The organism is Citrobacter sp. MGH100 (assembly GCF_001034465.1).
GTDB lineage: Bacteria > Pseudomonadota > Gammaproteobacteria > Enterobacterales > Enterobacteriaceae > Citrobacter > Citrobacter youngae.
Genome location: NZ_KQ089800.1, coordinates 2,177,708 through 2,203,959 on the forward strand (window position 1 = coordinate 2,177,708; position 26,252 = coordinate 2,203,959).

At 50.9% G+C, this 26,252-nt stretch carries 30 protein-coding genes, 1 tRNA gene and 3 pseudogenes; 16 read left to right on the forward strand and 18 right to left on the reverse strand.

Annotated elements, in window-relative coordinates; translation table 11 throughout:
* Nucleotides 1-11 precede the first annotated feature (11 nt).
* From SK32_RS10235 to uspF, 3 genes are all read left to right on the forward strand, one after another.
* Nucleotides 12-338: a hypothetical protein gene (locus SK32_RS10235; protein ID WP_048212369.1), complete on the forward strand. Its 327-nt coding sequence runs from the start codon at nt 12-14 to the stop codon at nt 336-338.
* A 161-nt stretch (nt 339-499) separates the two neighbouring features.
* Entirely contained in the window at nt 500-1,303 is an 804-nt protein-coding gene (locus tag SK32_RS10240; protein WP_048212370.1) for an MBL fold metallo-hydrolase, read from the forward strand.
* 145 nt (nt 1,304-1,448) lie between these two features.
* Complete coding sequence (uspF, locus tag SK32_RS10245; RefSeq protein WP_048212371.1) at nt 1,449-1,877, forward strand: universal stress protein UspF; 429 nt, start codon at nt 1,449-1,451, stop codon at nt 1,875-1,877.
* A gap of 39 nt (nt 1,878-1,916) precedes the next feature.
* Here uspF and SK32_RS26435 read toward each other — a convergent pair.
* Together SK32_RS26435 and SK32_RS24635 are read right to left on the reverse strand one after the other, a co-directional pair.
* Nucleotides 1,917-2,080 (reverse strand): annotated as a pseudogene (locus SK32_RS26435) (S24 family peptidase); the annotation flags it as partial.
* A gap of 33 nt (nt 2,081-2,113) precedes the next feature.
* Nucleotides 2,114-2,368 (reverse strand): annotated as a pseudogene (locus SK32_RS24635) (recombinase family protein); the annotation flags it as partial.
* Between SK32_RS24635 and SK32_RS10250 the strand changes: the two are divergent.
* Nucleotides 2,274-3,515, forward strand: coding sequence for an acyltransferase family protein (locus SK32_RS10250; RefSeq protein ID WP_231591570.1), 1,242 nt, complete (start codon nt 2,274-2,276; stop codon nt 3,513-3,515). The pseudogene SK32_RS24635 and the gene SK32_RS10250 overlap by 95 nt on opposite strands.
* A 6-nt stretch (nt 3,516-3,521) precedes the next feature.
* Here SK32_RS10250 and SK32_RS26720 read toward each other — a convergent pair whose 3' ends face one another.
* The 5 genes and pseudogenes from SK32_RS26720 to SK32_RS10265 all read right to left on the reverse strand — a co-directional run bounded on the left by SK32_RS26720 (nt 3,522) and on the right by SK32_RS10265 (nt 4,598).
* Nucleotides 3,522-3,605, reverse strand: coding sequence for a tail fiber assembly protein (locus tag SK32_RS26720; protein ID WP_269156194.1), 84 nt, complete (start codon nt 3,603-3,605; stop codon nt 3,522-3,524).
* Between the two features lie 29 nt (nt 3,606-3,634).
* Complete coding sequence (locus SK32_RS10255) at nt 3,635-3,940, reverse strand: tail fiber assembly protein (RefSeq protein WP_053065226.1); 306 nt, start codon at nt 3,938-3,940, stop codon at nt 3,635-3,637.
* A gap of 41 nt (nt 3,941-3,981) precedes the next feature.
* A pseudogene (locus tag SK32_RS24645) lies at nt 3,982-4,191 on the reverse strand (IS4 family transposase); the annotation flags it as partial.
* Between the two features lie 111 nt (nt 4,192-4,302).
* A tRNA-Arg gene (locus tag SK32_RS10260) sits at nt 4,303-4,379 on the reverse strand.
* 39 nt (nt 4,380-4,418) lie between these two features.
* Nucleotides 4,419-4,598 carry a hypothetical protein gene (locus tag SK32_RS10265; protein WP_040232627.1) on the reverse strand — a complete coding sequence of 60 codons (180 nt, stop codon included), beginning with the start codon at nt 4,596-4,598 and terminating at the stop codon, nt 4,419-4,421.
* A 36-nt stretch (nt 4,599-4,634) separates the two neighbouring features.
* Between SK32_RS10265 and fimW the strand changes: the two genes are divergently transcribed.
* The 4 genes from fimW (at nt 4,635) to fimZ (ending at nt 8,092) form a co-directional block, all read left to right on the forward strand.
* Complete coding sequence (gene fimW / locus SK32_RS10270; RefSeq protein WP_048212373.1) at nt 4,635-5,228, forward strand: fimbria biosynthesis transcriptional regulator FimW; 594 nt, start codon at nt 4,635-4,637, stop codon at nt 5,226-5,228.
* Between the two features lie 167 nt (nt 5,229-5,395).
* Entirely contained in the window at nt 5,396-6,124 is a 729-nt protein-coding gene (locus SK32_RS10275; protein ID WP_075551397.1) for an EAL domain-containing protein, read from the forward strand.
* A gap of 23 nt (nt 6,125-6,147) precedes the next feature.
* Nucleotides 6,148-6,870 carry a fimbria biosynthesis regulator FimY gene (gene fimY / locus SK32_RS10280; protein ID WP_048212374.1) on the forward strand — a complete coding sequence of 241 codons (723 nt, stop codon included), beginning with the start codon at nt 6,148-6,150 and terminating at the stop codon, nt 6,868-6,870.
* Nucleotides 6,871-7,459: 589 nt separating this feature from the next.
* Entirely contained in the window at nt 7,460-8,092 is a 633-nt protein-coding gene (fimZ, locus tag SK32_RS10285) for a fimbria biosynthesis transcriptional regulator FimZ (protein ID WP_005122050.1), read from the forward strand.
* A gap of 50 nt (nt 8,093-8,142) precedes the next feature.
* On the opposite strand, the gene sfmF is transcribed toward fimZ, so the two are convergent.
* From sfmF to fimA, 6 genes are all read right to left on the reverse strand, one after another.
* Entirely contained in the window at nt 8,143-8,661 is a 519-nt protein-coding gene (gene sfmF / locus SK32_RS10290; protein WP_048212618.1) for a fimbria assembly protein, read from the reverse strand.
* Nucleotides 8,662-8,671: 10 nt separating this feature from the next.
* A complete protein-coding gene (fimH, locus tag SK32_RS10295) occupies nt 8,672-9,679 on the reverse strand; it encodes a type 1 fimbria D-mannose specific adhesin FimH (RefSeq protein WP_005122052.1) in 1,008 nt (335 codons plus the stop codon).
* Between the two features lie 4 nt (nt 9,680-9,683).
* The gene (locus SK32_RS10300) at nt 9,684-12,305 is read right to left on the reverse strand and encodes a fimbrial biogenesis usher protein (protein ID WP_048212375.1); all 2,622 of its coding nucleotides are present in this window, start codon (nt 12,303-12,305) and stop codon (nt 9,684-9,686) included.
* 7 nt (nt 12,306-12,312) lie between these two features.
* Complete coding sequence (fimC, locus tag SK32_RS10305; RefSeq protein ID WP_005122054.1) at nt 12,313-13,005, reverse strand: type 1 fimbria chaperone FimC; 693 nt, start codon at nt 13,003-13,005, stop codon at nt 12,313-12,315.
* 41 nt (nt 13,006-13,046) lie between these two features.
* Nucleotides 13,047-13,580, reverse strand: coding sequence for a type 1 fimbrial protein subunit FimI (gene fimI / locus SK32_RS10310; protein WP_048212376.1), 534 nt, complete (start codon nt 13,578-13,580; stop codon nt 13,047-13,049).
* 76 nt (nt 13,581-13,656) lie between these two features.
* Nucleotides 13,657-14,211, reverse strand: a complete 555-nt coding sequence (fimA, locus tag SK32_RS10315) for a type 1 fimbrial major subunit FimA (protein WP_005122056.1) — start codon at nt 14,209-14,211, stop codon at nt 13,657-13,659.
* A 574-nt stretch (nt 14,212-14,785) separates the two neighbouring features.
* Between fimA and folD the strand changes: the two genes are divergently transcribed.
* The 3 genes from folD to SK32_RS10330 all read left to right on the forward strand — a co-directional run bounded on the left by folD (nt 14,786) and on the right by SK32_RS10330 (nt 16,515).
* Nucleotides 14,786-15,652, forward strand: a complete 867-nt coding sequence (folD, locus tag SK32_RS10320; RefSeq protein ID WP_005122057.1) for a bifunctional methylenetetrahydrofolate dehydrogenase/methenyltetrahydrofolate cyclohydrolase FolD — start codon at nt 14,786-14,788, stop codon at nt 15,650-15,652.
* A gap of 1 nt (nt 15,653) precedes the next feature.
* Entirely contained in the window at nt 15,654-15,866 is a 213-nt protein-coding gene (ybcJ, locus tag SK32_RS10325; protein ID WP_048212377.1) for a ribosome-associated protein YbcJ, read from the forward strand.
* Nucleotides 15,867-15,990: 124 nt separating this feature from the next.
* Nucleotides 15,991-16,515: a metal-dependent hydrolase gene (locus SK32_RS10330; RefSeq protein ID WP_048212378.1), complete on the forward strand. Its 525-nt coding sequence runs from the start codon at nt 15,991-15,993 to the stop codon at nt 16,513-16,515.
* A 91-nt stretch (nt 16,516-16,606) separates the two neighbouring features.
* On the opposite strand, the gene cysS is transcribed toward SK32_RS10330, so the two are convergent.
* Nucleotides 16,607-17,992 carry a cysteine--tRNA ligase gene (gene cysS, locus SK32_RS10335; RefSeq protein WP_048212379.1) on the reverse strand — a complete coding sequence of 462 codons (1,386 nt, stop codon included), beginning with the start codon at nt 17,990-17,992 and terminating at the stop codon, nt 16,607-16,609.
* 173 nt (nt 17,993-18,165) lie between these two features.
* On the opposite strand from cysS, the gene ppiB reads away from it, so the two are divergent.
* The 5 genes from ppiB to mnmH all read left to right on the forward strand — a co-directional run bounded on the left by ppiB (nt 18,166) and on the right by mnmH (nt 22,259).
* A complete protein-coding gene (gene ppiB / locus SK32_RS10340; protein WP_003021875.1) occupies nt 18,166-18,660 on the forward strand; it encodes a peptidylprolyl isomerase B in 495 nt (164 codons plus the stop codon).
* Nucleotides 18,661-18,662: 2 nt separating this feature from the next.
* Nucleotides 18,663-19,385: a UDP-2,3-diacylglucosamine diphosphatase gene (gene lpxH / locus SK32_RS10345; protein ID WP_048212380.1), complete on the forward strand. Its 723-nt coding sequence runs from the start codon at nt 18,663-18,665 to the stop codon at nt 19,383-19,385.
* Between the two features lie 118 nt (nt 19,386-19,503).
* Complete coding sequence (purE, locus tag SK32_RS10350) at nt 19,504-20,013, forward strand: 5-(carboxyamino)imidazole ribonucleotide mutase (protein WP_005125240.1); 510 nt, start codon at nt 19,504-19,506, stop codon at nt 20,011-20,013.
* Complete coding sequence (purK, locus tag SK32_RS10355; RefSeq protein ID WP_048212381.1) at nt 20,010-21,077, forward strand: 5-(carboxyamino)imidazole ribonucleotide synthase; 1,068 nt, start codon at nt 20,010-20,012, stop codon at nt 21,075-21,077. Before purE ends, purK begins: the two co-directional genes overlap by 4 nt.
* A gap of 96 nt (nt 21,078-21,173) precedes the next feature.
* On the forward strand, nt 21,174-22,259 hold the full coding sequence (gene mnmH, locus SK32_RS10360; RefSeq protein ID WP_048212382.1) for a tRNA 2-selenouridine(34) synthase MnmH: 1,086 nt from the start codon (nt 21,174-21,176) through the stop codon (nt 22,257-22,259).
* Here the strand turns inward: mnmH and SK32_RS10365 are convergent, their stop codons facing one another.
* From SK32_RS10365 to SK32_RS10380, 4 genes are all read right to left on the reverse strand, one after another.
* The gene (locus tag SK32_RS10365; RefSeq protein WP_048212383.1) at nt 22,260-22,919 is read right to left on the reverse strand and encodes a methionine ABC transporter permease; all 660 of its coding nucleotides are present in this window, start codon (nt 22,917-22,919) and stop codon (nt 22,260-22,262) included.
* Entirely contained in the window at nt 22,912-23,928 is a 1,017-nt protein-coding gene (gene sfbB / locus SK32_RS10370; RefSeq protein WP_048212384.1) for a virulence-associated ABC transporter ATP-binding protein SfbB, read from the reverse strand. The genes SK32_RS10365 and sfbB overlap by 8 nt, the downstream gene beginning before the upstream one ends.
* Nucleotides 23,929-23,991: 63 nt before the next feature.
* Nucleotides 23,992-24,822: a MetQ/NlpA family ABC transporter substrate-binding protein gene (locus SK32_RS10375; protein WP_040232652.1), complete on the reverse strand. Its 831-nt coding sequence runs from the start codon at nt 24,820-24,822 to the stop codon at nt 23,992-23,994.
* 256 nt (nt 24,823-25,078) lie between these two features.
* A complete protein-coding gene (locus SK32_RS10380) occupies nt 25,079-26,212 on the reverse strand; it encodes a porin (protein ID WP_048212385.1) in 1,134 nt (377 codons plus the stop codon).
* Between the last annotated feature and the right edge of the window lie 40 nt (nt 26,213-26,252).

The following is a 26,252-nucleotide window of genomic DNA, read 5'->3' on the forward strand; positions in this document are numbered from 1 at the left end:
GGAGAAATATGATGAATAAGATATCTTCCTTTTTAGCTATCGCCTTTTTTATCTCAGCTGGCGTTAATGCGGCAGAAACATCCACAACGCATCAGCAGGCAACTATGGCTCACGAGATGATGAATAACAGCGATACACCTGCTCATCAGCAAATGGCACAAACACATAAAGCACAGGTGCAGAATAGCCAATCCACGCGGGCTAGTGCACCGTCTTTTTCGCAAATGAATGAACATGAAAAAGCGATGGTCGTTCATCAGTCAATGAATAACAGTCATTCATATTCACATGAGCTGCAGGCGAAAAAACATCGCGAACAGGCAGCAACGCAAGGGTAATCCATCTCTCCACCAAGACACGCGTGCGGGCCAGGATAGCAACATAGCCTGCGCGCTTTCCCGTGGTTAGTGTCAATTTTAACCGTCCCAAAGAGCGCTGAGATCACAGCGCTCTTACATTCTGTGCGTTACAGTATGCTGCTTTAACGCTGGAGTCAGGCATGGCTTTAACCCTTACGGTGTTACTTGAAAACAGGCGCGCCCGCGGTGCAGAAAAAGTCCTACGGGCAAAACCTGGATTAAGTCTGTTAGTTCAGGATGAAACCACCACGATATTATTTGATACCGGGCCTGATGACAGTTTTAGGCACAATGCCGCATTAATGGGCGTAGACTTGTCTCAGTTAACCGCTGTCGTGCTCTCACATGGTCACTATGATCACTGTGGCGGCGTCCCGTGGCTTCCCGATAACAGCCGCATCATCTGTCATCCACACATTGCCTGCGAACGTTACGCTGCGTTCACGCTTGCAGGATATACCCGTAAAATCAAGAAATTATCGCGCGATAATGATTACTCTCGTCTGCAGATGGCGTACTCCCGTGAGCCTTTGCCCCTTAGCGAACGCTTTCTGTGGTCAGGAGAAATATCCGTATCCGCACCGCAGGCCTACGGTGTCATCAATGAGAATCCTCCCCAACGCGACTACATCACTGACGAAGGGGTATTGATCTACAAGTCAGACCGTGGATTAGTCATCATTACCGGCTGCGGACACCGGGGCATCGCCAATATCGTCGCTCACTGCCAGCAAATAACGGGCATCAGCAAAATTCATGCCCTGGTCGGCGGCTTCCATTTACGCTGCGCATCGCCCTATACGTTATGGCAAACCCGACGATTTATTAAACAACAGCAGCCAGAAAAACTTCTCGGCTGCCACTGCACCGGCGCGTGGGGACGTTTGTGGTTACCAGGACAAGAAGCCCCCGCGACAGGAGATGTTATTGTGCTGGCCGAATAATAATCACCATTGTGGTTGTTGTATCTTCATCACATAACATTCATGAATATCAAAATGCGCGCACAATCTTGATCTGGTCACTTATTATACAGAAATAAAGTTCGCTACACTCAGGACAGAGGTAAACAAACAGGAGGTAGTGAATATGTATCGCTCTATTCTGGTGCCCATTGATATCTCTGAAGCCGATTTAACTCGCCATGTTATTCCGCAGGTTGAAGCGCATGCAAAAACCGCTAAGGTCCATTTTTTAGCGGTCATTCCTACCGTTCCGTTCTACGCATCACTCGGGCTCGCCTACTCCAACGAGTTCCCGGACAGAAGTGGTATACAGGCGAAAGCCGCCGAAAAGCTCGACGACATTGTTAAGCAATTCAATATCCCCGCCGGAAGAACTCAGACCCATGTGGTTTATGGTCCACCGAAAGATCAGATCCTTAAACTGGCAGATGCGGTGGACGCCGAATTGATCGTCATTGCATCCCATAAACCGGGTTTCAGCACCTATCTGTTGGGGTCAACCGCCGCAGCTGTAGTACGTCATGCTAAATGCCCCGTGCTTGTTGTGCGGTGATATTGGTTAGAAAAACAGGAAAACGGGAGCGAGCAGGCTCCCGTTTTCCTGATTAACCAGGTGTGGCTGAGAATGTGTTCGATATCGCTTGATTCTGAATTCCCCGTCTATTGCACATATCAGCAGCGAGCCATCACAGGCTGAAGCGACGCATCCACAACAAGCAGTGCCCCCTCCCTGAAATGTGAACGCAATGCCCGCAGTTCCTCCACTAACACAACACGATGTCGCATGCTGCGACCGAGGCGATCCAGTCTCCAGACTACAAGTTCGCCGCCCCGCTGTAACTCGCTGATCAATTGTTTCAGAACAGGCCGGTCTGCATTCCTGCCGCTGGCCCGCTCGTCATAGATGTGTTCACATCCTGCAATACGGAATGCAATCAGTTGTAGTTCGGTGCTTTTCTGGCATACGAGAAGAAAATCTCTTAAACTTTTTACTCCCGCCAATATCAGGGTGATAGTATTTAGCAACCTGACGCAACAGACCATTTCTACAGCAATGAAAAGAGAATACAGTTTAGATCTGGCCCGTCTGGTGGCCGCTTATTGTGTGTTGTTTAGCCATTTTGTTCTGAGTGGTACATTTGATGAGACATCGCGAACCTGGACCGGAAGTACAGAAAGCCTCCCCCTGCTAAGTAAATCATCACAATCATTATGGATGCTTGATACCTTTATGCTGGGGAAATGGCAAACGGCAGTGGCCATCTGGGGAGTTGCATTATTCTTTCTGATTAGTGGCTGGGTTGTGCCACCTATGCTATCCAGGTATTCGCGCCAGCAGTTTCTGATTAATCGCTTGTTCCGTATCTTCCCAATGCTGATTTTTGCCGTGATAATGGCTGCAACTATTCAGTACCTGTTTGGCGATCGCCACTCACTGAGTACGGTTAATGTTCTATCAACCATGACTCTGACCAGTCAGTTTTTCGGTTATCCGTTAACTCTCGCGGTTGTCTGGACACTGCTTATTGAGTTCAAATTCTATTTACTGATCACACTACTTGGGCATCTTAACTGCAAGAAGATTCTGTCTGCCGCTTCTCTGATGTTGCTACTGCTGATCTTTCAAATAAACCTTGTCAGGCACGGTGTTTATTCCACCTCACCTCAAATGTTAAGTATCACCAACGCATTCGCTCATGATTTTTGCTTTATGATTTTCATGTTATGCGGTTCCGCTCTCTTTTTGATAGTTAATAATACAAAACCTAATTTCAAAACAGTTGGGACATTGTTTTTGATACTGTCTGCTTATAATATTTACCGCTACCTCTGTATCAATCAGCTTGGGATACAACTTCATCAGGACATTAACGTTGCCACACAAATCATTGCGGGTCTGTTTTTTGGGTTGTGTCTGCTTACCAATAAATGTTTTTCCGGTGAAAACGCCCTTACGCATGCTATATGCAAACTATCTAACGTGACCTATTCGCTATATCTGCTACATGTCCCTATTGGCTTTTTTTTATTGTCACGATTACGGCATTTTATCGATAACCAATATTTCTTGTTGGTGGTCGTGACACTGAGTGTATCCCTGATAGCTGCTGTGACTTATCGGCTTATTGAGCTACCAGGGAATCGATTGGGGAAAACATTGCTAATACCCTGGATACCAAGAAAAATATAGTCTAACTTACGCCAACGGAGGAACCGGCCAGTTAATATCTGGCGCAGTGCTAGTATCAATCGCTGTCACTGCGTCGATGTAATCCAGCACAGCATTCAGCCGCAATTTCTCTGCATCAGTCAGCGTGTGCTGACCTGCAATTTTAGCTGTAGCACGCTGACTAACTGAATTGCCACATCGATCAGCGATTGTTTTATAGCATCAGCAGCGGCAACGTCCGCATTACGCTGAGCAGCAACATCAGTGACCCACTCGCTGCCGTTCCACGCATCAAAGGGCGTTGACGGTGGGACAGTAGTTATATTATCGGCATGCTCGCTCAGTTCGGTAATTCCGGTAGGACACCCGGTTTCTGTGTCATAAACGATTTCTCTTCGGTGGTCTGCAATATATTCCCACTCATCATTGTTTGTCTGACGACACACGGCAAAACCTGTTTTTCCAGTAAGCGGGGCATTGGCACAGGAATTAACGTCAGGGTGTTATCGCCGGTTTGCTCTATATGCCGCTCAGCAAGCTCATTTTCACTGTTGCTCATCATACCGAAGGCCATCGCCGTCAGCAGATGGCTGGTCAGTTCCATCTGACAGACCATTTTGACCTGCGGGTAGAGCGCCGGTTTCCCGGCATGCGTCTGTCGGGGGAAAGCGATATCGTTCTCTGACGTGTCCAGTGTGCATCAGAACACGCGAAGCAAATTGACTCGATTTTTAGTGATGATGTCCCCAATATGTCCCATCTGGGAAATAAGGAACCTGCAGAAAATGGGTAAGCTACTGAAATAAAATGGTACGCCCTGTAGGATTCGAACCTACGACCTACGGCTTAGAAGGCCGTTGCTCTATCCAACTGAGCTAAGGGCGCATAGAGAAGTGATGACTTCATGCAGATGAAACGCGTGAATTATACGGTCAGCGCCTGCTGAGTCAATGCCTTTTGTTCCGGTTGCTGACGAAGTGTACGAATGTTGTTTTTTTCTGGTCGTTCATGGGGTTCCAGGAAATCACCTGGTAATAACTCAGCCAGCATAATGCGGGATTTAAGGTTACAAGTATTTAGAAAATTAATGATTTTGCTTAACATTCCCCAACCCCTTCCCTGCTGTTCAGGACCTCGTCAATGTTAAGTATCGCTATCAAGGAAGAAAATAGTCATTTCGAACATGGGCTGAAAATCATCATCTCCCGCCTGGCAAATGAGTGGCATCAGGACATCTGCTTTTTACCTACCGAAGATATCGATCGCGCAGACATCGCCTTTATTTCACTGGATGACGATTGGCTCAGCGCAGGATGTTATCAGGTTCCCGTCCACACCAGACGCCAGCATCGGGTTATCATCTGCAACGGAGGCGATAAAGATAAGCTGATGTTTCGTCCCTGCCTGTATATGCTGCCGCTTATCTATCGCGAAGATAATGTTGAAGCGATAACCCAAAAATTGATTCTGATTCTGCAAAAACGCGCGCTCCGCCACAGTGTGCCTGCAACCATCTGCCATTACTGTACCACCCGCCACTTTTCAGTGGAGGAACGCCAGTTTTTAATGCTACTTGCCAGCGGTAACACGCTCGCTGAAACAGCACATCTTCTCTCCATCAGCGATATCCAGGCCAGAGCAACTCGCCGCCGTATTATGAAAAAGCTGGATGTGAAAAATGATCAGCAATTTTTAAGGTATATCAGGGCGCACCTGAGTTTTCTGCAACAGTAGAGTGAATCTTGCGGTCGGGCATTTTATTGAGAAATGTCTCATCATCAATTAAGTATCGGCACCTACTGTACCTAATCGCATGCTGCCAGAATACCCTATGTATATTATTTCCGGGGAAACAAATAGACACACTCGGTAATATTTGCTCTGACGCCAGGGGGGATATCGTGGCACCGAGCCTGCTATTATGGAATGATAAATCTGAGTACTCGGTCTTTACCGCCAAAAACAGCGATGCAGAACCCCTGCAATTCGCACTTAAATTCGAGCCCATTGTCGATTTGTCTACCGCGTTGAGATACGGTTGTGAGGTCCTCACACATCTTCCCGCCAATATAAACAGTGAGAAATATTTTCACCAACTGTCGGTTCAGCATCGACAGCATCTGTTTTATCAGCAAATTGACAAAATTAAGTGCTACCAACAGGGATTGCGCTACTCACTGAATTTACCGATGCAAGCCTTTCTGAGTTGGCCGCTATTCCATTCCCTGATTACACCCTCTCCGTCCAGCTTGATTATCGAAATACAAGATCCAAATACGTTTTATTCTTTAAGTACACCCCAGCGGGCGATCGTCTACGGCGTAATTCAACATCTTGAAGACCATGGTATCCCAATATGGCTGGATGACGTCAATGAGGAACTGCTTGGCACATTCACCGCAGCCAACTGGCATTTGTCAGGGGTGAAGTTAGATAAAAATACGTTCTGGACACTCAGTCATGTGCCGGAAAAACTCCGCCAGGTTATTCAGATGGGGCGCGCAATCGCCAGCCTGGTGGTAGTTGAAGGAATTGAAACGCAAAAACAGCAGGAAATTGCCCTGCGCGCTGGCGCAAATTTGGGTCAGGGATATTTGTGGCCAGCCATTTATCCAGAGCAGGCGCAATAGATACGGACAGGGAAAAAGGAAGGATGCGCAGTGTAAAACGCCGGGAACGGCATCGCCGTTTACGAAACGCCCACTGTACCTGGCAATATGATCACTGTGCGCCGCAGGAATTTGACAGAATTGAGTATCTGGCTCAAAAACTTGATTACACATTACCGGGAGACACAATATCTCAAGCGATTATCACAACAGACAACTATCTCGGCTATACGTTAAATCGCTATTTATTTTCTGGTACGCACACGGCCATCTTCCAGACGATTGAATCGGCCCTGCCACTGTTGAAAGAGTCTGAAGCGAGTCAGTTAGTGGTTGATATGGATGGTGCATCAAGCTCATATTTCGATGTTCTGGAATATCTTCGCCGACTCATTAAAGAACAGGATAATATTCAAATTTTCATATTACTTCCCAGTCGCCACGAAGCGCTCAGGCACTTTATTGCGATGGCTGGGCCATTCTATATCCTGTCGCGCCGTCAGCGCCTCCCGGAGATGCGCCATGCTTTATTATCTATGCCGCCGGACCATATTCACTCCGGGCGCATAAATCAGGCCGACTGGGAGATGATCTCATTACTGTCACAAGGTAAATCGTTAAAGAAGATTGCTCTGCTGCAGGCTCAACCCTATCACCGCGTTATCTATCGCCTGAACCAGCTGATCACGCTGCTGGGGTTGCCACATCGTCAGCGTTTTTTGCATCTGATACATCGCCTCAGCGTTACCTATCCCCATTTAATTTAACACCCTAACCCTCTGTGATATAAGAATTTATAGGAAATTACTTATTTTCAACTGAGAAAACGAATGTGATTTTTACAAACATTTAATATTTACAACTATTCCTGGTATTATATGTCGCGCAGGTATCCTGCTTTAGCTGACAGATTCAGTACATTTCGACAAAAAAGAATTGCCTCGCCGCCTTAACAAAACCTAAACAATTAGTCCATTGTGTCGTTTTTACTATTTAAAAAATTTTTTCAATCTGCCATAATTCAAACAGCAGGAGATTAATATCAATAGTCATTACCATGCCCTGATCTTTCAAGATATCCTAACAGACATTATGAACTTACGTGCTGTAAGCCTTTTCCGAAAGTGCAGAGCAGGTATAATCCTCACTGTTTTCTGATTAATTGTAAGTTTTCCCTGGTGTGAAATGGATATTCCACAAACTCATTGTTCTGACGTAGAACAACCGAATAAACAAGGATGACATAATATTTATTCGGTTCTTCTTCCAGAGCAATCCTTGGCTATTTGACAATATTATAACGCCTGATGTTTTATCAAAATCGCAAGATACACAAACAGTTTGAGGCATACAACAATGAAACCAGCATCCGTTATCATTATGGACGAACACCCTATTGTCAGAATGTCGATAGAAGTACTGCTCGAAAAGAATAGTAATATTCAGGTTGTTCTGGAAACCGATGACAGCCGCGCAGCAATAGATCATCTACGGACTTATCCAGTCGATCTGGTCATTCTGGATATTGAACTACCTGGCTCCGATGGGTTTACATTACTCAAGAGAATAAAATCTCTGCAGGAAAAAACTAGGGTACTGTTTCTATCCTCAAAGTCTGAATCATTTTATGCCGGACGGGCGATCCGTGCCGGTGCCAATGGCTTCGTCAGCAAACGAAAGGATCTCAATGATATCTATAACGCGGTGAAAATGATTTTATCAGGATATTCATTTTTCCCTTCAGACACGCTTAACTTTATTAATAATATTAATATACGTAAAGGTGTGCTGAATGACATGCCGTTATCGAACCGCGAGGTAACGGTTTTACGTTATCTGGCGAATGGGTTATCTAATAAAGAAATTGCTGAGCAACTTTTATTGAGTAATAAAACAATCAGTGCTCACAAAGCTAACATCTATTCCAAGCTCGGACTACATACCATTGTTGAGCTAATTGATTATGCAAAGATGCATGAATTAATGTGATCGCACTCCCGGCGAGGCGTCGTTCGGGAGTGCGTTATCAGCGCATGATGTCAATTGTAGTTAATCATAAACGTAGCATCTGCTTTCGCGATCCCCGGTTGAACGCCATCTGCCAGCGCAATATAGTTGGCAAAAAAAGTCAGCATAGCGTTACCATTTTCATCAATGCTTACTGTCTGGCTGGCTTGTTCAAGCGGTAATCGCGTACGGTCGCTATCGTGCAATTCAATCGCGACCTTTTGTGCCATCACGGCATCGTCCAGCGCCAACAACGTGGTACCCGCTGCCGGCGTGCCGGAAAAGGTTATCGAGGCCGACCCCGGCGGGCAGCCTTCAAGTTTCAACGTGAAGGGAACCGGTTGGGTCGTATCCCCGGTGGTCTTTAATTGTTTTGTTGGCCAGGTGCCTAGTTCAACCAACTTATTATTGTCACTGGCAATAACCGCACAGGTAAAGTCCACAATATTACCGTGCAGTTCGATATTAATCTCACCCAGCGAGGTATCCGCCTGGCATAGTGAACTGGCTGACACTGCGGATATCAATACAAAAAGTGCACGACGTCTCATTGTTTTCTGCTTATTCATAATCAACTCGCAGATAGCCACGGGCGGTGAAAGGCCCTTCCGCTGGTTTATTGCCCGTCACGCTGACTGGCCATGCTCTAATGCCAACCCGCGCGGCAGCGTTATCATCCAACTGAAAGGGAATGGTGCTGGACAGATTGTTGGGTGTCAGCGGTTTACCGCTGCTGTCGGCCACGATAAAACCTAAATCCGGGTTGTCCGATATCATCATTTGCCCGGACGCTTTTTCGGCCTCGACCCGCATGGTCAGATAAGCTTGCGCGGCAACATTTGTACATTTTATGGCGACCGTTTTCGTTTGCGTATTGATACCTTCGGGCCGGTTACCGGCTCCCGCCTTGCTGAACAGCGAGGCACCAATATCGCCAAAATCAAACTCCACGATTTGCCCGGCATTCACCTCGCAGTTTTGTGGAACTTCCACCTTGCCGCTGTAGCTTATGGTGTAAACCGGCGTACTCAGCGCATCTCCCGTACTGGTAGTGACATAGACGCTGAACATCGTCTGTCGCGGGATCGGCACCATGTTGATAAATGAACGAATCACTTTTAATTTAAACACCAGCTTCGAATCCATCACGCCAAAAGGCTGCTGTTTGGAAACGTTTGGGTGATTCCCCATGCGGATATAATTACGTGGAGGATAAAACAACCCCGCGTAGCTATCGGTAATACTCATGGCCCCCAACAGGTAATCATTGAGTTTCAGATACTGAAAGTTATTTTCCGTACTTTGCACGGGGAGTTCTGTCACATAACTTCGGTAGGTGTAATTCACCGTCGTCCCTGCCGGGCAGGTTGCATTCACCCCAACCCAGCCTGACTTTTCAGGCAATGTCACTACCTGGCCCGGTTGGTTATTGCTGCTGTTAAACACATTCGACAGATCGTAATAAACGTCCGTTGGCGTTCCGTTCGAGTTATGGCAGACCGTCGCCCATGACGTATTAGCTATAAGCAGTAAAGCGCTTCCCAGTAGCAAACCGGTTTGTCGTTTCATCATATTATCCCTGTCGTGCCGACGGTCGTTGGCACATCACGTTGGTGAGCGTTACAGCCTGTTTCAGGCTCTCTTCAGGCAAGGTATAGTGCGCTTCACAGCGTGCGTTTGCGCCTTCACCCCATTGGATCAACAAGTTGCCTTTGAGCGGCAGACCACTCAGATAAATTTGTCCATCCTCACCGACCATGCTGGTGACGCCGCTCGTGGTTTCGCGAACCACCGACCCAAATGGCACCGGTTTTCCATCCCGGTTAACCGTGATAAGCGCCCGCACGCCAATTCGTGTATCAAACGCCGCACGTACCAGTGCCCCCTGCGTGGGCACGACGCTGCTAACGTTATTTTCCACATCGGTGTTGTTATTCATTGAATTGGTATCCAGCGCGACGCGGTTGTAACGATAAACGGTGGCATACGGCATGACCGCGTAGCCACGCCAGTCGGTCTGCACGCCGGTCTGGTTTTCTATCCGCACCCCCTGGGCCCCTGGTGCTTTTATCAGTACGTTGGTATCGCCCAGTGGTTGGCTGAGCGTAATGCCGTCCGCATGTCCGATGACGCCACCGGAGAGTTGCCAGTTATAGTCATGCTGGTCACGGTCATAGTTGTAACCCACGCCCAGCGTGCCATAGGCCGCCTGCCAGTTCGCGTTAGCGCTCCCGCTGTATCCGTTTGAGCTGCTGTGTCCCTGATTAACGCTGTAGCTGAGATTGCGTCCATCTAACAGCGTGCCGCCAATACCGCTTTGCCAGCTGTTTTGTCCATTGCTGTTACGGTTCGCATTGAAAGTGGCGTAGGTGCGATCGAGTGCGTTATCACGCGAGTAGCGCCGCCCGGTCAGCAGACTGAACGGTACAGAAACATTGAAGGCCAGGATGCGGTCGGTATCAGAGATCCCGACCGATTCATTCCATGACCAGGAGAGTGAATAGCTAATCCCCTGCCAACCGCTGGCATACCCCAGCTGGTACCAGGTATTGGTATCTGAGGTGTTCCAGTACGTTTGCTGGCTACCCGATACATAGAGTGATCCGTAATCGCCAAGGTTCTGCGAAATGTTGATCTGAAAACGTCCCTTTTTGCTGTAGCTCAGATTGTGGTAGCTCTTCACCTGTGGAACATCGTGGCGATTCCCTTCGCTGTCATATTCGTACTCGTAACCTTCCATACTGCGATACGCCACATCATCGAGGGTATAAAACCCGCGCGTCGAATAGCGGTACCCCAACAGCTGGAAGTTGGTACCGAAGTTGTTCAGTGATTTTGCATACAGAAAACGCAGCGATTGCCCCTGATGCGTACTGTCATCCGCCAGTTGGCTCCGGGCATGCGTTAAATCGACAGAGACGGCTCCCCAGTCACCCAGGTTGCGGCCAGTACCTAACACCAGTGCGGTGTAGCGTGAAGCTAACTGCGTGCCGCCATACGCGGTGTAACCTTCTGGTAACCCGGCAATTAACGTTCCCTGGAAAAAGAATGGCGAAGACTGCTGGCTATTACCGCTGCGAAAATCCCCGGCGACAACGTCATATTTGAAACGTCCTTCACGCTGGAGCAGAGGTACCGTGGAATACGGCACCGTATAGCGCTGTTGACTGCCGTCCTTCTCATCAACCGTTACGTCCAGGTCACCACTCGACGAGGTGGGGTTAAGATCGGTTATCGAAAAAGCGCCTGGCGAAACATAGCTTTGATAAATCACGTAGCCATTCTGGCGAATAGTCAGTTTCGCTGCGGTACGCGCAATCCCACGGACGGTTGGCGCATAGCCCTGTAAGCTGTCGGGATACATGCTGTCGGACGAATAGAGACGAGCACCACGAAAACCGATGCTGTCAAAAACGTCGTTGCCGGTGTTGCTGTCCCCCATCACCAGCTCACCCTTCAGCGGGATAATCGCGCGCTGAAGCCATGTGCCAATATTTTTCCAGCTTTGCGAATGGTAGCCGTCACCTTTCGAGTAGTTCCATGCACCGTTATTCCTCAGCCGCCATGGGCCATAGTTCAGGCCGCTTAACATGCTTAAGAAATAGCTGTCGGTATCGCTGCCGCGACTGCCGGTAAAGCTGTAGTTAACCAGCGCCGCCGGAATACCTTCATCCCACTCCTCTGGCGGAATATAGCCACGCGCACTGTTCAACATTGAGGCTTGCGGCAGGCTGACATTTAAACGCAGTGTAGAAAAATCGAAGGCAATTTCGCTACCAGGAATCGCCTCTGGCAAATTAATACAGGTATTGTTCGCATCCTGACTGAGTGCCGGAAACGCAGTGATATTGACGCCAAGGCGTTTAACCCAGTCGAGATCAAAGCACGGCATCAGCCCGCCGGATTTTTCTCCGGCTTTCCCCGCGCTGGTGGCGAAACGAATATCCTGGGTGGCCACAAACTCATCATTGCGCCAAATATCCACACGATAAACGCCTTCAGGCTGGTGATTCCCTTTTTCGAAACGAGACATATCCGCCACAGTAGCGGTATCGGCAGATAAAAACGCCGGATTGAAATAGCTTTCACCCTGGCTGAAGGAGGGAAAGAGCGCGGCCAGCGTGGACAACGCCACCCCCGCCAGCGGTGGCGTAACCCCCGGTAACAGGCCAGGAAAATACGTTGTCTTATTCATCGTTTTCTCAACGCACGCTAACCGTTTTAGCGGTGGTGACTGCGCCATAATCGTTCACCGTCTGGAACGTAACGTTTCCCTGAACGCCAGTCGGCAACAGGACCTGCGTGTCATTTTTTGGCGCAACCATAACGTTATCAATCTTCGTATTTCCGACATTGAGATTGACCAGCGTGACGTAATACGCTGACGGGTTGGTGATTTTCAGGTGGTTGCCGGTACGGGAAAACTGCAGCATGCCTGGCGCATCTTCCGCGATTTGTGGCAGATTATTTGGGCGGACAAAGAGTTTGATGCGCGACAAAATCGCCAGTTGCAGAACGTTTTTCCCCTCAAGGCTATTTTTATTGACCGACGGAATAGCCTTCACATTCATCCAGAACAGCGATTCACGGTCTTTGGGCAGCGGCTCGCCCGCGTAGATGATACGCAGCGTGTTTTCGCTTTTAGGTTCACTGACAAACAGCGGCGGTGTGACCACAAACGATTTATCTTTGACGCCTGCGCTGTTCTCTATCCATGAATTAATCAGGAAACGTTCTTTGGTATCACTATTACTAATGGCGAGGGACGTTTGTTTAGCCTCGGCAGGATAAATAACGCGAGTTGCACCTAATGCAATTCCACCAGATGCCTGCACACTGGTGGCAGAAAATAAGGCCAGTAAAATGATAAAGCCTGATTTTAGATAATTAAACATAGCTACAAATACCTTTGGCGTGATTATCGTTAGGAAATAAATCAGGGATACACCAACGTAAACCACACATCTGAACGAAGCGTTCCCGGCGTTATATATTCCGAGACAGCCCGATAGCGAGCAGTGAAATGAAACGTCATCTCTTGCGTTAAAATCGGGGCATAATGAAGCGGCAGCGCATTCGGAATTATTTGTCGCTGTCGCTCATCAAACAACGCCAGACCAATCCCCGAAACCGCAGACGCATCGCCGCTGGCAAGAAAGACCTGTGGATCTTCGGCTGGCGTAACGCCCGCAAAGGCAATCCCCACATGGTCATAAACATCAGCACTGCACGACGTTAGTCGCAGCGAAAACGGTACGCTGGTAGAAGCAAAACTTCCCGTCCCGGAAAACGCGTTAGTGCGGTACTGCCCCATCTGCACCCGTAAGCTCTGGCTGTCTGTGGCAACCGTACAGGCACCATTAACCAGTTGCCCACGTAAATGAAGACGGCCACTTTCCAGTATCACGGTGTGAGCAAACGCCGGCATTACGCAGACCATTCCCGCCAGCGCTACGCCTTTCCCTATCATCTGCCACATCCTTCATCATCCCCGGATAGTGCCTCATCCCATGAGGCGGTAGTCTTCCCTGCAAGAATCAAACGGCTTATTCGTACTTCATGATGAAGGTCGCATCCGCATTTGCCTGACCCGGCGTGGCGCTGGTTGCTGTGGCTTTATAACGCGCGGAGAAACGCAGGGTGTTGGTGCCTTCCACCAGCGCCTGAGCGGTTGAGAAGGTCGCGCCATCTGGCTTCAGTGCGGTAGAGGTGTTGTCCAGGATTTCGATCCCTACGCCGCCCGCTGTGGTGCTGTTATCCGAAGAGGAGAGAGCCAACAGGCTGTTGTTGGTGAGGTCCGTCTGGCCCGAGAAAGCAACAGCAGCAGTCGCAGCAACTTTCGGGTCACAGTCGTTCAGCACGATGGAAAACGGAATTTGCGCCGTGGTGTCACCGACTGCGGTGAAGCTGGCGGTACGATATTGGCCTAATGTGACAACCTGGTCGGCTGACTGAGTGCTCACTGCACAGGCTGCATTGACCAGTTCACCTTCAAAGTGAACCGTACCGCCGCTCACGCTTACCGGATCTGCCGCCACCGCTGCGCCCGCCATTAACATCATGCTGGCAAAAACAGAAGAGGTCATTAATTTACGTTTCATGGATTTCCCTTGAATTACACACATCCGGCTCCAGCGTCCTGCGGGATCCGTTTGAATCATTATCGACATTAAATGTCAGGCAAATTATCTCTGCATCCTGTAAAGATATATATCGAGAGAGAATTAGCGAAACGTGTACTCCCACTCTCCTGAGTATTTGATTCACTAATTAATCTTCACGAATATGACAATTCGTCACCGGGATAAATTAAACATTTCAATTAATGAAAAATACCTGCAATTCCTTTTAATGACCCTGGCTTATTCTTATTGGACTCTAAGAAAATTCCGGATGGAAATGAGGCAAAAACGGCCATAACAAGACGTAACAGTCTGGTTTCTGAGATATTACCCATGAAAATAGCAGGGTGATGAGTTGTTTCATTTAGGTTAATTTTCGTTAGCATGCTTATGAATTACGTACCAACGTCCAACACCTGTTGCCGCGCTCACGGGCTATGCGAAACACTCCACCGCACGTAAAAACGCAAACGAAAACTGACAGCACGCCCCGCTTCTGACAAAATAGTGACATCCCCTTCGACTTAACGTAACAGACGGAATCCTCTCTCTGATGGCAGCAAAGATTATTGACGGTAAAACGATTGCGCAGCAGGTGCGCTCTGAGGTTGCTCAAAAAGTTCAGGCGCGTTTAGCGGCTGGATTACGCGCCCCAGGACTGGCTGTTGTGCTGGTAGGTAGCAACCCGGCTTCGCAGATTTACGTGGCAAGTAAACGCAAAGCTTGTGACGAAGTGGGTTTTGTCTCCCGCTCCTGGGACCTGCCTGAAACCACCAGCGAGGCGGAACTTCTTGAGCTGATCGATACGCTCAATGCAGATGCCACCATCGATGGTATCCTGGTACAACTGCCGTTGCCGGCGGGTATCGACAACGTCAAAGTGCTGGAGCGTATTGCACCGGATAAAGACGTTGACGGTTTCCACCCGTATAACGTCGGTCGCCTGTGCCAACGCGCGCCGCGCCTGCGTCCATGTACCCCACGCGGTATCGTGACCCTGCTTGAACGCTACAACATCGACACGTATGGCCTGAACGCCGTGGTGATTGGCGCCTCCAATATTGTTGGTCGCCCGATGAGCATGGAACTGCTGCTGGCTGGCTGCACCACCACCGTTACCCACCGGTTCACCAAAGATCTGCGTCGCCACGTTGAGCATGCTGACCTGCTGATCGTCGCCGTCGGTAAACCAGGCTTTATTCCCGGTGAGTGGATTAAAGAAGGTGCGATTGTGATTGATGTCGGCATCAACCGTCTGGAGAATGGTAAGGTTGTTGGCGATGTGGTCTTTGAGGATGCTGCCGCACGCGCGTCATATATCACGCCAGTGCCGGGAGGCGTTGGCCCTATGACCGTCGCCACGCTTATCGAAAACACGCTGCAGGCGTGTGTTGAATATCATGATGTAAAGGACGTTTAAGATGGCCACATTTTCACTGGGTAAACACCCACATGTTGAACTCTGCGATCTGCTGAAGCTGGAAGGCTGGAGCGAAAGTGGCGCCCAGGCAAAAATCGCCATTGGCGAAGGGTTAGTGAAGGTCGACGGCGTTGTTGAAACGCGTAAACGCTGCAAAATCGTTGCCGGACAGACCGTAAGCTTTGAAGGCCAAAGTATTACCGTCGTGGCGTGATCCCCGGTGCCGGATGAGGCTAACCCCCTGTCCGGCCACTTCCTCTCTCATTTTCAGATAATCACTTCATCACCACTTCACAGTGAATTGTTAGCATGTCGTTTTTCCACACGAAGCGATCATCATGCCAACAATTGTTACCCACGCGGCCGTGCCACTCTGCTTAGGGTTAGGTCTCGGGCTTAAAGTCATCCCCCCGCGCTTACTGTTTACTGGCGTCATTCTGGCTATGTTGCCGGATGCCGACGTGCTGTCGTTTAAGCTTGGCATCGCCTACGGCAACGTATTTGGTCACCGTGGTTTTACCCACTCGCTGCTGTTCGCCTTTGTCGTGCCACTACTCTGTGTTTTGATTGGCCGACGATGGTTTAAGGTGGGATTGATTCGCTGCTGGTTATTCCTGACGGTTTCACTGCTGTCGCACAGCCTGCTGGATTCTGTCACTACCGGGGGAAAAGGCGTCGGCTGGCTGTGGCCGTGGTCAGATGAACGCTTCTTCGCACCGTGGCAGGTCATTAAGGTCGCCCCGTTTGCGCTATCACGCTACGCCACGCCGTACGGGCATCAGGTTATTCTTTCGGAGCTAATGTGGGTATGGCTGCCGGGAGCCGTCATGATGGGTGTGTTGTGGTGGTACAGACGTCATTAATAGTGCCTGATGGCGCTACGCTTATCAGGCCTACCGATCATTCCATCGTAGGCCGGATAAGGCACTAGCCGCCATCCGGCAATATAGAGATTTACTTACGACGCCAGGTGGTGCCCTGCGGACCGTCTTCCAGCACGATGCCCATCTCGTTGAGACGATCGCGCGCGGCGTCAGCTGCCGCCCAGTCTTTCGCCTTACGGGCATCCAGACGTTGTTGGATTAACGCTTCAATTTCAGCAACTTCACCATCATCCGCCTGCGCACCGCTTTGCAGGAAGGCTTCTGGCTCCTGTTCCAGCAGGCCCAGCACGCCGGACAGCTTACGCAGATGCGCAGCCATAGCGTTAGCTGCCGCCATATCTTCGCCCTTCAGACGGTTAACCTCACGCGCCATATCAAACAGCACGGAGTAGGCTTCCGGCGTGTTGAAGTCGTCATCCATCGCTTCAATGAAGCGCGCTTCAAAGGCTTCGCCACCGGCTGGAGCAACGGACTTGTCAGTGCCGCGCAGCGCGGTGTACAGACGCTCCAGCGCAGAGCGTGCCTGTTTCAGGTTCTCTTCGCTGTAGTTCAACTGGCTGCGATAATGGCCGGACATCAGGAAGTAACGAATGGTTTCGGCGTCGTAGTATTTCAGCACGTCGCGCACGGTAAAGAAGTTGCCCAGCGATTTGGACATTTTCTCACGGTCAACCATCACCATCCCGGAGTGCATCCAGTAATTAACGTATTCACCGTCATGCGCACAGGTGGACTGAGCAATTTCGTTTTCATGGTGCGGGAACATCAGGTCGGAGCCGCCGCCGTGAATATCGAAATGATTACCCAGCTGTTTGCAGTTCATCGCAGAACATTCAATGTGCCAGCCAGGACGACCTGCACCCCATGGAGACGGCCAGCTCGGCTCACCCTCTTTGGACATCTTCCACAGCACAAAGTCCATCGGGTTGCGCTTCACATCAACCACGTCAACACGCGCACCCGCCTGCAGTTGATCCAGATCCTGGCGGGACAGCTGACCGTAGTTCGGGTCAGTCGGCACGTCAAACATCACGTCACCGTTATCAGCAACGTAAGCGTGACCTTTGGCAATCAGCTGTTCGGTGATTTCGATAATCTCGGCGATATGGTGCGTCGCGCGCGGTTCAAGATCCGGGCGCAGAATATTCAGCGCATCGAAATCGTTGTGCATTTCCGCAATCATGCGATCAACCAGCGCCACAAAGCTCTCGCCATTTTCATTCGCGCGCTTAATGATTTTGTCGTCGATATCGGTAATGTTGCGCACATACTTCAGCTTGTAGCCGAGGAAACGCAGATAACGGGCAACAACGTCGAAAGAAACAAAGGTACGCCCGTGTCCAATATGACAGAGATCGTAAACGGTGATGCCACACACGTACATGCCGACTTCCCCGGCATGAATGGGTTTGAATTCCTCTTTTTGGCGCGTCAGTGTATTAAAGATTTTTAACATCGAAGATTCCGTGTAGACGTGTGTGGATAACAAAGCCCTATAATACCTATAAATTGGCCCCGAAGCAGCACACTTTGCAAGGTGATCGAACCTTGCGGTTATGCTATAACAAGCCCCTATCATGTGACCCTGACCAGGGTCGAAGCACCACTCTATCGGAACAGGATGCAAAAATGGTTACTTTCCACACTAATCACGGCGATATCGTAATCAAAACGTTTGATGATAAAGCGCCTGAAACAGTTAAAAACTTCCTGGACTACTGCCGCGAAGGTTTTTACAACAACACCATTTTCCACCGTGTTATTAATGGTTTCATGATCCAGGGCGGCGGTTTTGAGCCGGGCATGAAGCAAAAAGCCACGAAAGAGGCTATCAAAAACGAAGCCAACAACGGTCTGAAAAACACCCGTGGAACGCTGGCAATGGCGCGTACTCAGGCTCCGCACTCCGCGACTGCTCAGTTTTTCATCAACGTTGCCGACAACGACTTCCTGAACTTCTCCGGCGAAAGCATGCAGGGCTGGGGTTACTGTGTGTTCGCTGAAGTTGTCGAAGGTATGGATGTCGTTGATAAAATCAAAGGCGTTTCCACCGGTCGCAGCGGTATGCATCAGGACGTACCAAAAGAAGACGTTATCATCGAAAACGTGACCGTCAGCGAGTAATCGTGACAACACTGTTTATTGCAGATCTTCATCTCTGCACGGAAGAACCGGCGATCACCGCCGGTTTTCTGCGTTTTTTAGCCGGCGATGCACGAAAGGCCGATGCGCTGTACATTCTTGGCGATCTGTTTGAGGCCTGGATAGGCGATGACGATCCCAATCCCCTACATCGTGAAATGGCCGCAGCGATAAAAGCGCTGACGGATTCCGGCGTTCCCTGCTTTTTTATTCACGGCAACCGTGATTTTCTGATCGGCAAGCGTTTTGCCCGTGAGAGCGGCATGACCCTGTTACCTCAGGAAAAAGTGCTCAACCTGTATGGTCGCAAGGTACTGATCATGCATGGCGACACCTTGTGCACCGACGACGCAGGCTATCAGGCGTTTCGGGCTAAGGTTCATCAGCCCTGGCTACAAAAATTGTTTCTCTCCCTGCCGTTATTCATTCGCCAACGTATTGCCGCGAAGATGCGCGCCGGAAGCCTTGCCGCCAACAGCAGTAAATCGCTGGAGATCATGGATGTGAATCCACAGGCCGTCATTGCCGAAATGGAGAAACATCAGGTCCAGTGGTTAATTCACGGACATACACACCGTCCTGCTGTCCACGAACTCACGGCCAATGAGCAACCCGCTTTCCGCGTGGTGTTAGGTGCCTGGCACACCGAAGGTTCGATGATTAAAGTCACACCTGACGACGTTGAACTGATCGCTTTTCCGTTTTAATTCCTGCTTAAAAACACCTGCCGCAGAATAGACGCAATCGTTTTCCTTGGAATTGAATTATGCTATTCTCGGTGGCCTCAAAAGTCGAGTGTAGTGCACCACAGGAGTTTTTAGACGCATGTCTTCCCGCAATAATCCGGCGCGTGTCGCCATCGTGATGGGGTCCAAAAGCGACTGGGCTACCATGCAGTTCGCCGCCGAAATCTTCGAAATGCTGGACGTTCCGCATCATGTTGAAGTCGTCTCCGCTCACCGTACCCCTGATAAACTGTTCAGCTTCGCCGAAAGCGCTGAAGAAAACGGTTATCAGGTGATTATTGCCGGTGCTGGCGGCGCAGCGCATCTGCCGGGCATGATTGCAGCGAAAACGCTGGTCCCCGTGTTAGGCGTTCCGGTGCAAAGCGCAGCGTTGAGCGGCGTAGATAGCCTCTACTCCATTGTTCAAATGCCGCGCGGCATTCCCGTTGGAACACTGGCGATCGGCAAAGCGGGTGCGGCCAATGCGGCCCTGCTGGCAGCACAAATTCTGGCAACACACGACAAAGCATTACATCAGCGTCTGAGCGACTGGCGCAAAGCGCAAACCGATGAGGTACTGGAGAACCCGGACCCGCGAGGTGCGGCATGAAGCAGGTCTGCGTACTCGGTAACGGTCAGTTAGGGCGCATGTTGCGTCAGGCCGGCGAGCCGCTGGGCATTGCGGTCTGGCCCGTCGGGCTGGACGCTGAACCGGCTGCTGTCCCTTTTCAGCAAAGCGTAATCACCGCTGAGATTGAGCGCTGGCCGGAAACCGCACTCACCCGCGAACTGGCGCGCCACCCGGCGTTTGTTAACCGCGACGTCTTCCCGATTATTGCCGACCGTCTGACGCAAAAGCAGCTTTTCGACAAGCTCGGCCTGGCGACTGCGCCGTGGCAACTGCTGGCAGATAAAAGCGAATGGTCTGCGGTATTCGACAAACTGGGTGAGCTGGCGATCGTCAAGCGTCGCGTCGGCGGCTATGACGGCCGTGGACAGTGGCGTTTACGCGCCAATGAAACCGAACAACTGCCGGATGATTGCTACGGCGAGTGTATCGTCGAGCAGGGAATCAATTTCTCTGGTGAAGTGTCGCTGGTAGGCGCTCGTGCGCACGACGGCAGCACCGTCTTCTATCCGCTGACCCATAACCTGCACCAGGACGGTATTCTGCGCACCAGCGTGGTCTTCCCGCAGGCTAACGCCAGACAGCAGGCACAGGCCGAAGCGATGCTCTCTGCCATCATGCAGGAACTGGGGTATGTCGGCGTGATGGCGATGGAGTGTTTCATCACCCCGGAAGGTCTGTTGATCAACGAACTGGCGCCTCGCGTGCACAACAGCGGGCACTGGACGCAAAACGGCGCCAGCATCAGCCAGTTTGAGCTGCACCTGCGCGCCATTACCAGCCTGCCATTACCGACTCCGGTGGTGAATAATCCTTCGGTGATGGTAAACCTGATTGGTAGCGACCTGAACTACGACTGGCTGAAGCTGCCGCTGGTACACCTGCACTGGTATGACAAAGAAGTGCGTGAAGGTCGTAAGGTGGGTCATCTGAACCTGAGCGACAGCGATACTGCACGTCTTAGCGCGACGCTGGAGGCGCTTATCCCCCTGCTGCCACCGGAATACGCCAGCGGCATTATCTGGGCGCAGTCAAAGCTGAAATAAGCCATTAATGCCGGGGAGTTGATTTTATCCTTCCCCGGCCCCTCCCCTGGCGCGTAAAATCCCCTCCATTGCTGTTTTGTATTTTCAGGACTGAACATGAACGATGGAACGGACTATCGCGCGATTCTGCTCGCCGGTACGCCTTTAATCGATGTACGCGCCCCCGTCGAATTTCAGCAGGGCGCAATGCCGGGCGCAATAAACCTTCCCTTAATGAACGATGACGAACGTGCCGCCGTAGGTACCTGTTATAAACGTCAGGGGCCTGAGGCCGCCCTCGCGCTTGGCCATCAACTGGTTTGTGGCGAGACTCGCCAGCAACGCATGAAGGCCTGGCTTAATGCCTGTCGTCAAAATCCTGCGGGCTACTTATGTTGCGCGCGCGGCGGCCAGCGTTCGCACATTGTGCAGCAGTGGCTGCACGAGTCCGGTACTGACTACCCGCTAATACAAGGCGGTTATAAAGCATTGCGCCAGGCAGCGATTCAACTGACGGAAGAACTGGTGCAAAAACCGATTGTCTTAATTGGCGGCTGTACCGGGAACGGTAAAACGCAGTTGGTGCAACAGCAGCCGAACGGCATTGACCTTGAAGGTCTGGCGCACCATCGCGGTTCCTCGTTTGGTCGCACCGTTGAACCGCAGCTGAGCCAGGCAAGCTTTGAAAACCTGCTGGCGGTCGAAATGCTGAAAACCGACAGCCGTCAGGATCTGCGTCTGTGGGTACTTGAGGACGAAGGCCGCATGATCGGCGCTAATCATCTGCCCGAATGCCTGCGCGAGCGCATGACCCAGGCATCTATTGCGGTGGTGGACGATCCTTTTGAGCTACGGCTGGAGCGCCTGCGCGAAGAGTATTTTGTCCGTATGCACCACGATTTCACCCACGTTTATGGCGAGAATCAGGGCTGGCAGGAGTACTGTGAATATTTGCATCACGGCCTGTTTGCTATCCGCCGCCGTCTGGGTTTACAGCGTTTTGCCGAGCTGACCACCCTGCTCGACGTGGCTCTGCGCGAACAGCAGGCAACGGGCAGCACCGACGCTCATATGGGCTGGCTGGTGCCGTTGCTCAACGAGTATTACGACCCGATGTATCGCTATCAGCTGGAAAAGAAAGCCGCGAAAATCGTCTTTCGCGGCTCATGGCAGGAGGTGGCTGACTGGCTTAGCGTACAGTAATCAATGTCTGTCGCGCTTGTCTGCGCGTTTCGCCAACCAGTCGCCCAGCACCTGAACGACCTGCACCAGAATAATCAACGCCACCACGGTGACTACCATGACCTGGGTTTCGTAGCGGTAATAACCAAAGCGAATCGCCAGGTCGCCTACCCCGCCGCCGCCAACGATCCCAGCCATTGCGGAGTAACCGATCAAACTCACCAGCGTTATCGTCAACCCACGCAGCAGACCCGCGCTCGCCTCCGGTAACAGAACGGTGCAGATGATGCGCATCGGGCTGGCGCCAAAGGCTTCCGCCGCCTCGATAATGCCTTTATCGACTTCACGTAGCGCGCTATCAACCAGACGGGCATAGAAAGCAATTGCTGCTACCGAAAGTGGGACCGACGCCGCGATGGGTCCAATGGTATTGCCGAGCAAAAACTGGGTGAGCGGCAACAACAGAACCAGCAGGATCACAAACGGCACCGAACGGATAATATTCACCAGCACGGAGCTGAGCAGATACACAAAACGGTTTTGCCAGAATAAATGCCGATCGGTAACGAAAATAAGAAAACCGAGCGGCAGACCGCCAATAATCGCCAACAGCGTAGAGATGCTCAGCATCTGGAAGGTTTCATTGAACGCCAGCGTCAAATCCGGCAATAAATCATCCACGAATCACCTCCACCTGTGCAGTACGTTGACGAATATGTTCCACGGCGACATCCACCGCAGAAGGGTTATGCGGCGCGGTGAGTTGCACCACCAGAATCCCCAGCGCACGTTCGCCGATATATTCAATTTTGCCGTGCAGAATGTTCACCGCCACGCCAAATTTAACCGCCACTTCTGACAACACCGGCTGTTCTGCCGAATCACCGATGAACAGAATTTTTAGCAACTGACCGGGCAGATGCTGGCGCAGACGGTCGGGTAGCGTCAGATTGAGAGTATGCGACACCAGTTGCTGAGTGAAAGCGTGCTGCGGGTGAGCAAAAACATCAAACACCTCACCAGACTCCACTACCTTGCCACCGGACATCACCGCCACGCGATCGCAAATGGATTTGATCACGTTCATCTCATGGGTGATCAGCACGATCGTGATCCCCAACTGTTGGTTGATCTGCTTAAGCAACGTCAGAATCGTGGCTGACGTTTCCAGATCCAATGCGGAAGTCGGTTCATCACACAGCAACACATCCGGGTGATTAGCAATCGCACGGGCAATACCCACGCGCTGCTTTTGCCCACCGCTGAGCTGAACCGGAAAGCGGTTTGCTTTATCCGCCAGTCCGACCAACGTCAGAATCTCCGCCACGCGTGGAGCGATTTTGCTGCGCTCCCAGCCCGCAGCCTTCAGGCTGAAAGCAACGTTTTGCGCCACAGTGCGGGTATGCATCAGATTAAAATGTTGAAAAATCATCCCTATACGCTGACGGGCTTTACGTAGATGCGCGCCTTCCAGTGCGGAAATTTCTACGCCGTTCACCTTCACGCTTCCCTGGCTCGGTCGCGTTAAGGCGTTCAGGGTGCGCAGCAGCGTACTTTTCCCCGCGCCACTGGTCCCGACAATGCCAAATATCTCACCTGCGCCAATGCGCAAGCTAACGTCATCAACCGCCCGGGTTGATGCTCCACGGCCTGCGGCGAAGTCCACGCAAACCTTTTCTATCTCAATCATAGCCACCTCAGAAATGCGAAAAGGGCAGTCGTCGCTGCCCCTGTTAACCCTTGTGCGCAGCGATTATTGGGCTGCCGACATCCATTCCGGTTTCTGGAAGGCGCTGTAGATATTTTTCGGGTCGTCAATCACGGCGCGATATGCCGGAGATTTCACCGCCTCAACAATATCTTTGGCGAACGGTTTATCCGCATCTTCACTGCGTACCGCAATGATATTTTTAAGATTTTCATCCAGATGCTCTTGCTTGATGGCGCTGGCGAGATCCAGTTTTGCCGCCACGGCAAAGTTACCGTTAACCAATGCCCCGGTCACGCCGTCCAGCGTGCGCGGCAGTTGTGCTGCCTCCAGCGGTTTAAACACCAGCCCTTTCGGGTTGCTGGCGATATCGCGCTCAGAGGCTTTAGTCGGGTCGATGTTATCTTTGATGGTGATAAGGCCAATTGACTGCAGGAATCGCAGGCCGCGAGCCAGGTTGGTGGGATCGTTGGAAAGCGTGATCACATCCCCTTTTTTCAACTCATCCAGGCTTTTGATTTTATGTGAGTAAAAACCCATCCCGGCCGTTGGAACCACAATCAGCTTGCTCAGCTTCAGGCCTTTATCGGCGGTGAATTTGTCAAAGTAAAGCGAGTGCTGGAACAGGTTGGCATCAATGCTGCCGTTGGAGAGCGCCATGTTAGGCTGCACGTAGTCGCTGAATTCGCGCACCACGACCTTATAGCCTTTCTCTTTCAGCGTAGGGGCAATGGCTTGTTTTACCATATCGCCGTACGGCCCAGGCGCGACGCCAAATACGATGGTGTGCGGATCACTGTTCGCATGAGCAAATTGTAATCCACAGGCCAGTAACAGCGCCCCGGTCGCGACGCGTAAACTCTGACGCAATCCCATAATCTCTCCATTTTAACGTTGTGGTGTCATGTCTCACGCCGTTCTTGCGGCGTTGTTGTTGTTAACCTGTTTAACAGGTTGATTGTTAACATGACACAGATCACAACCTGCTGTCCTTGAAATTAATTCATGATGTTGCAGAATGTGTTTTCAAATGAGAGAAGGCATGAAAAAGCCGGATGTCGGCACAAGTGCCTTATCCGGCCTACAACAGCTTTCTTAGGCCCGATAAGCGCATCGGGCGGCGGGCGTTTGATTAGAAATCGTAACGCAGACGAACCAGGTTCATATCACCCAGATTGTCGGTGCTGGAGGTGAAGACGTGTTCGTAATCCACACGGAAACCGTAATCCAGCTGGAAGCTGATACCCACACCGTTGTCGGTGCGCAGGTAGTTACGACCATTCACGTATTCAATACGATCGCCCATAAAGTATGGCTGAACGGATTTCAGCGCATACTGACCAACCGGGAAGGTGTAACCCGCGAAGTATTCCAGACCCCAGGCATCACCGGCAAAGTAGTCGTTAACCGAGACTTTTTTGGTGGTCATGAAGTTCTGATACCAGCCGCCGCCCATTGAGAAGGTCCAGTTGTCCGGTTTCCAGCTCAGCGCGGTACCGACGATGTTTTGATCGTAGGTTTTGCTGGTGTTACCACGCATTTCCGCGCGGGTGTAGTTCCACGCCGTACCCCAGGTCAGGTCATCGGTAATGTGATAATCCACACCCAGCGAGCCGCCGCCTTTACGTTTGTAACGCAGGCCGTTATTCGGGTTGTAGTCATCACTGAACAGATAAGACGCGTAAAGATCAACATCGCCTACCGTATTTTTATACTTCAGTGATTTACGTGTACGATAGGAACCGTCGTAGTCGCCATTGATACCGTTACCTGGCGCCTGGCCGATCATGTCGTAGTCCCAGATATCCGTTTTCGCACCCACCACATCATAGTAAATGCTGTTCTGTTGACCGAAGGTCAGCGTACCCCAGGTCGCGCTCTTCAGACCGGTGTACAGCATACGACGCGTGGTATCGTTGGCACCGTTAGCATAGTGATTGTCCCAGTTGAACATCGCCGGGAAGTTAACACCCAGCTCGTAGTAGCTCACCCAACTGATGTCATCAAACAGATAGTAGTCAGCGGCGAAGCGGAAACGCGTCCCGCCGTCGAAGCCATTACGTTTGTAGCCATTCTTCCCATCGTCACCAGCCATATTCTGGAACTGCGGACGAATACTCCCGCCGACGGTGAAATTAAGACGGCTCAGCGGATTGCCCGCTTGCGGATCTTGTTTCAGGACCGTGATTTCCGCCTGAGAGGCGAAAGTCGTTAATGCCACTGCTGCGCCGATCGATACTGCCAGCGCCGTTTTTTTTATAGTCATTATTTGTACCTTGATAGATAGCCTGCCAATTATTCAGCAT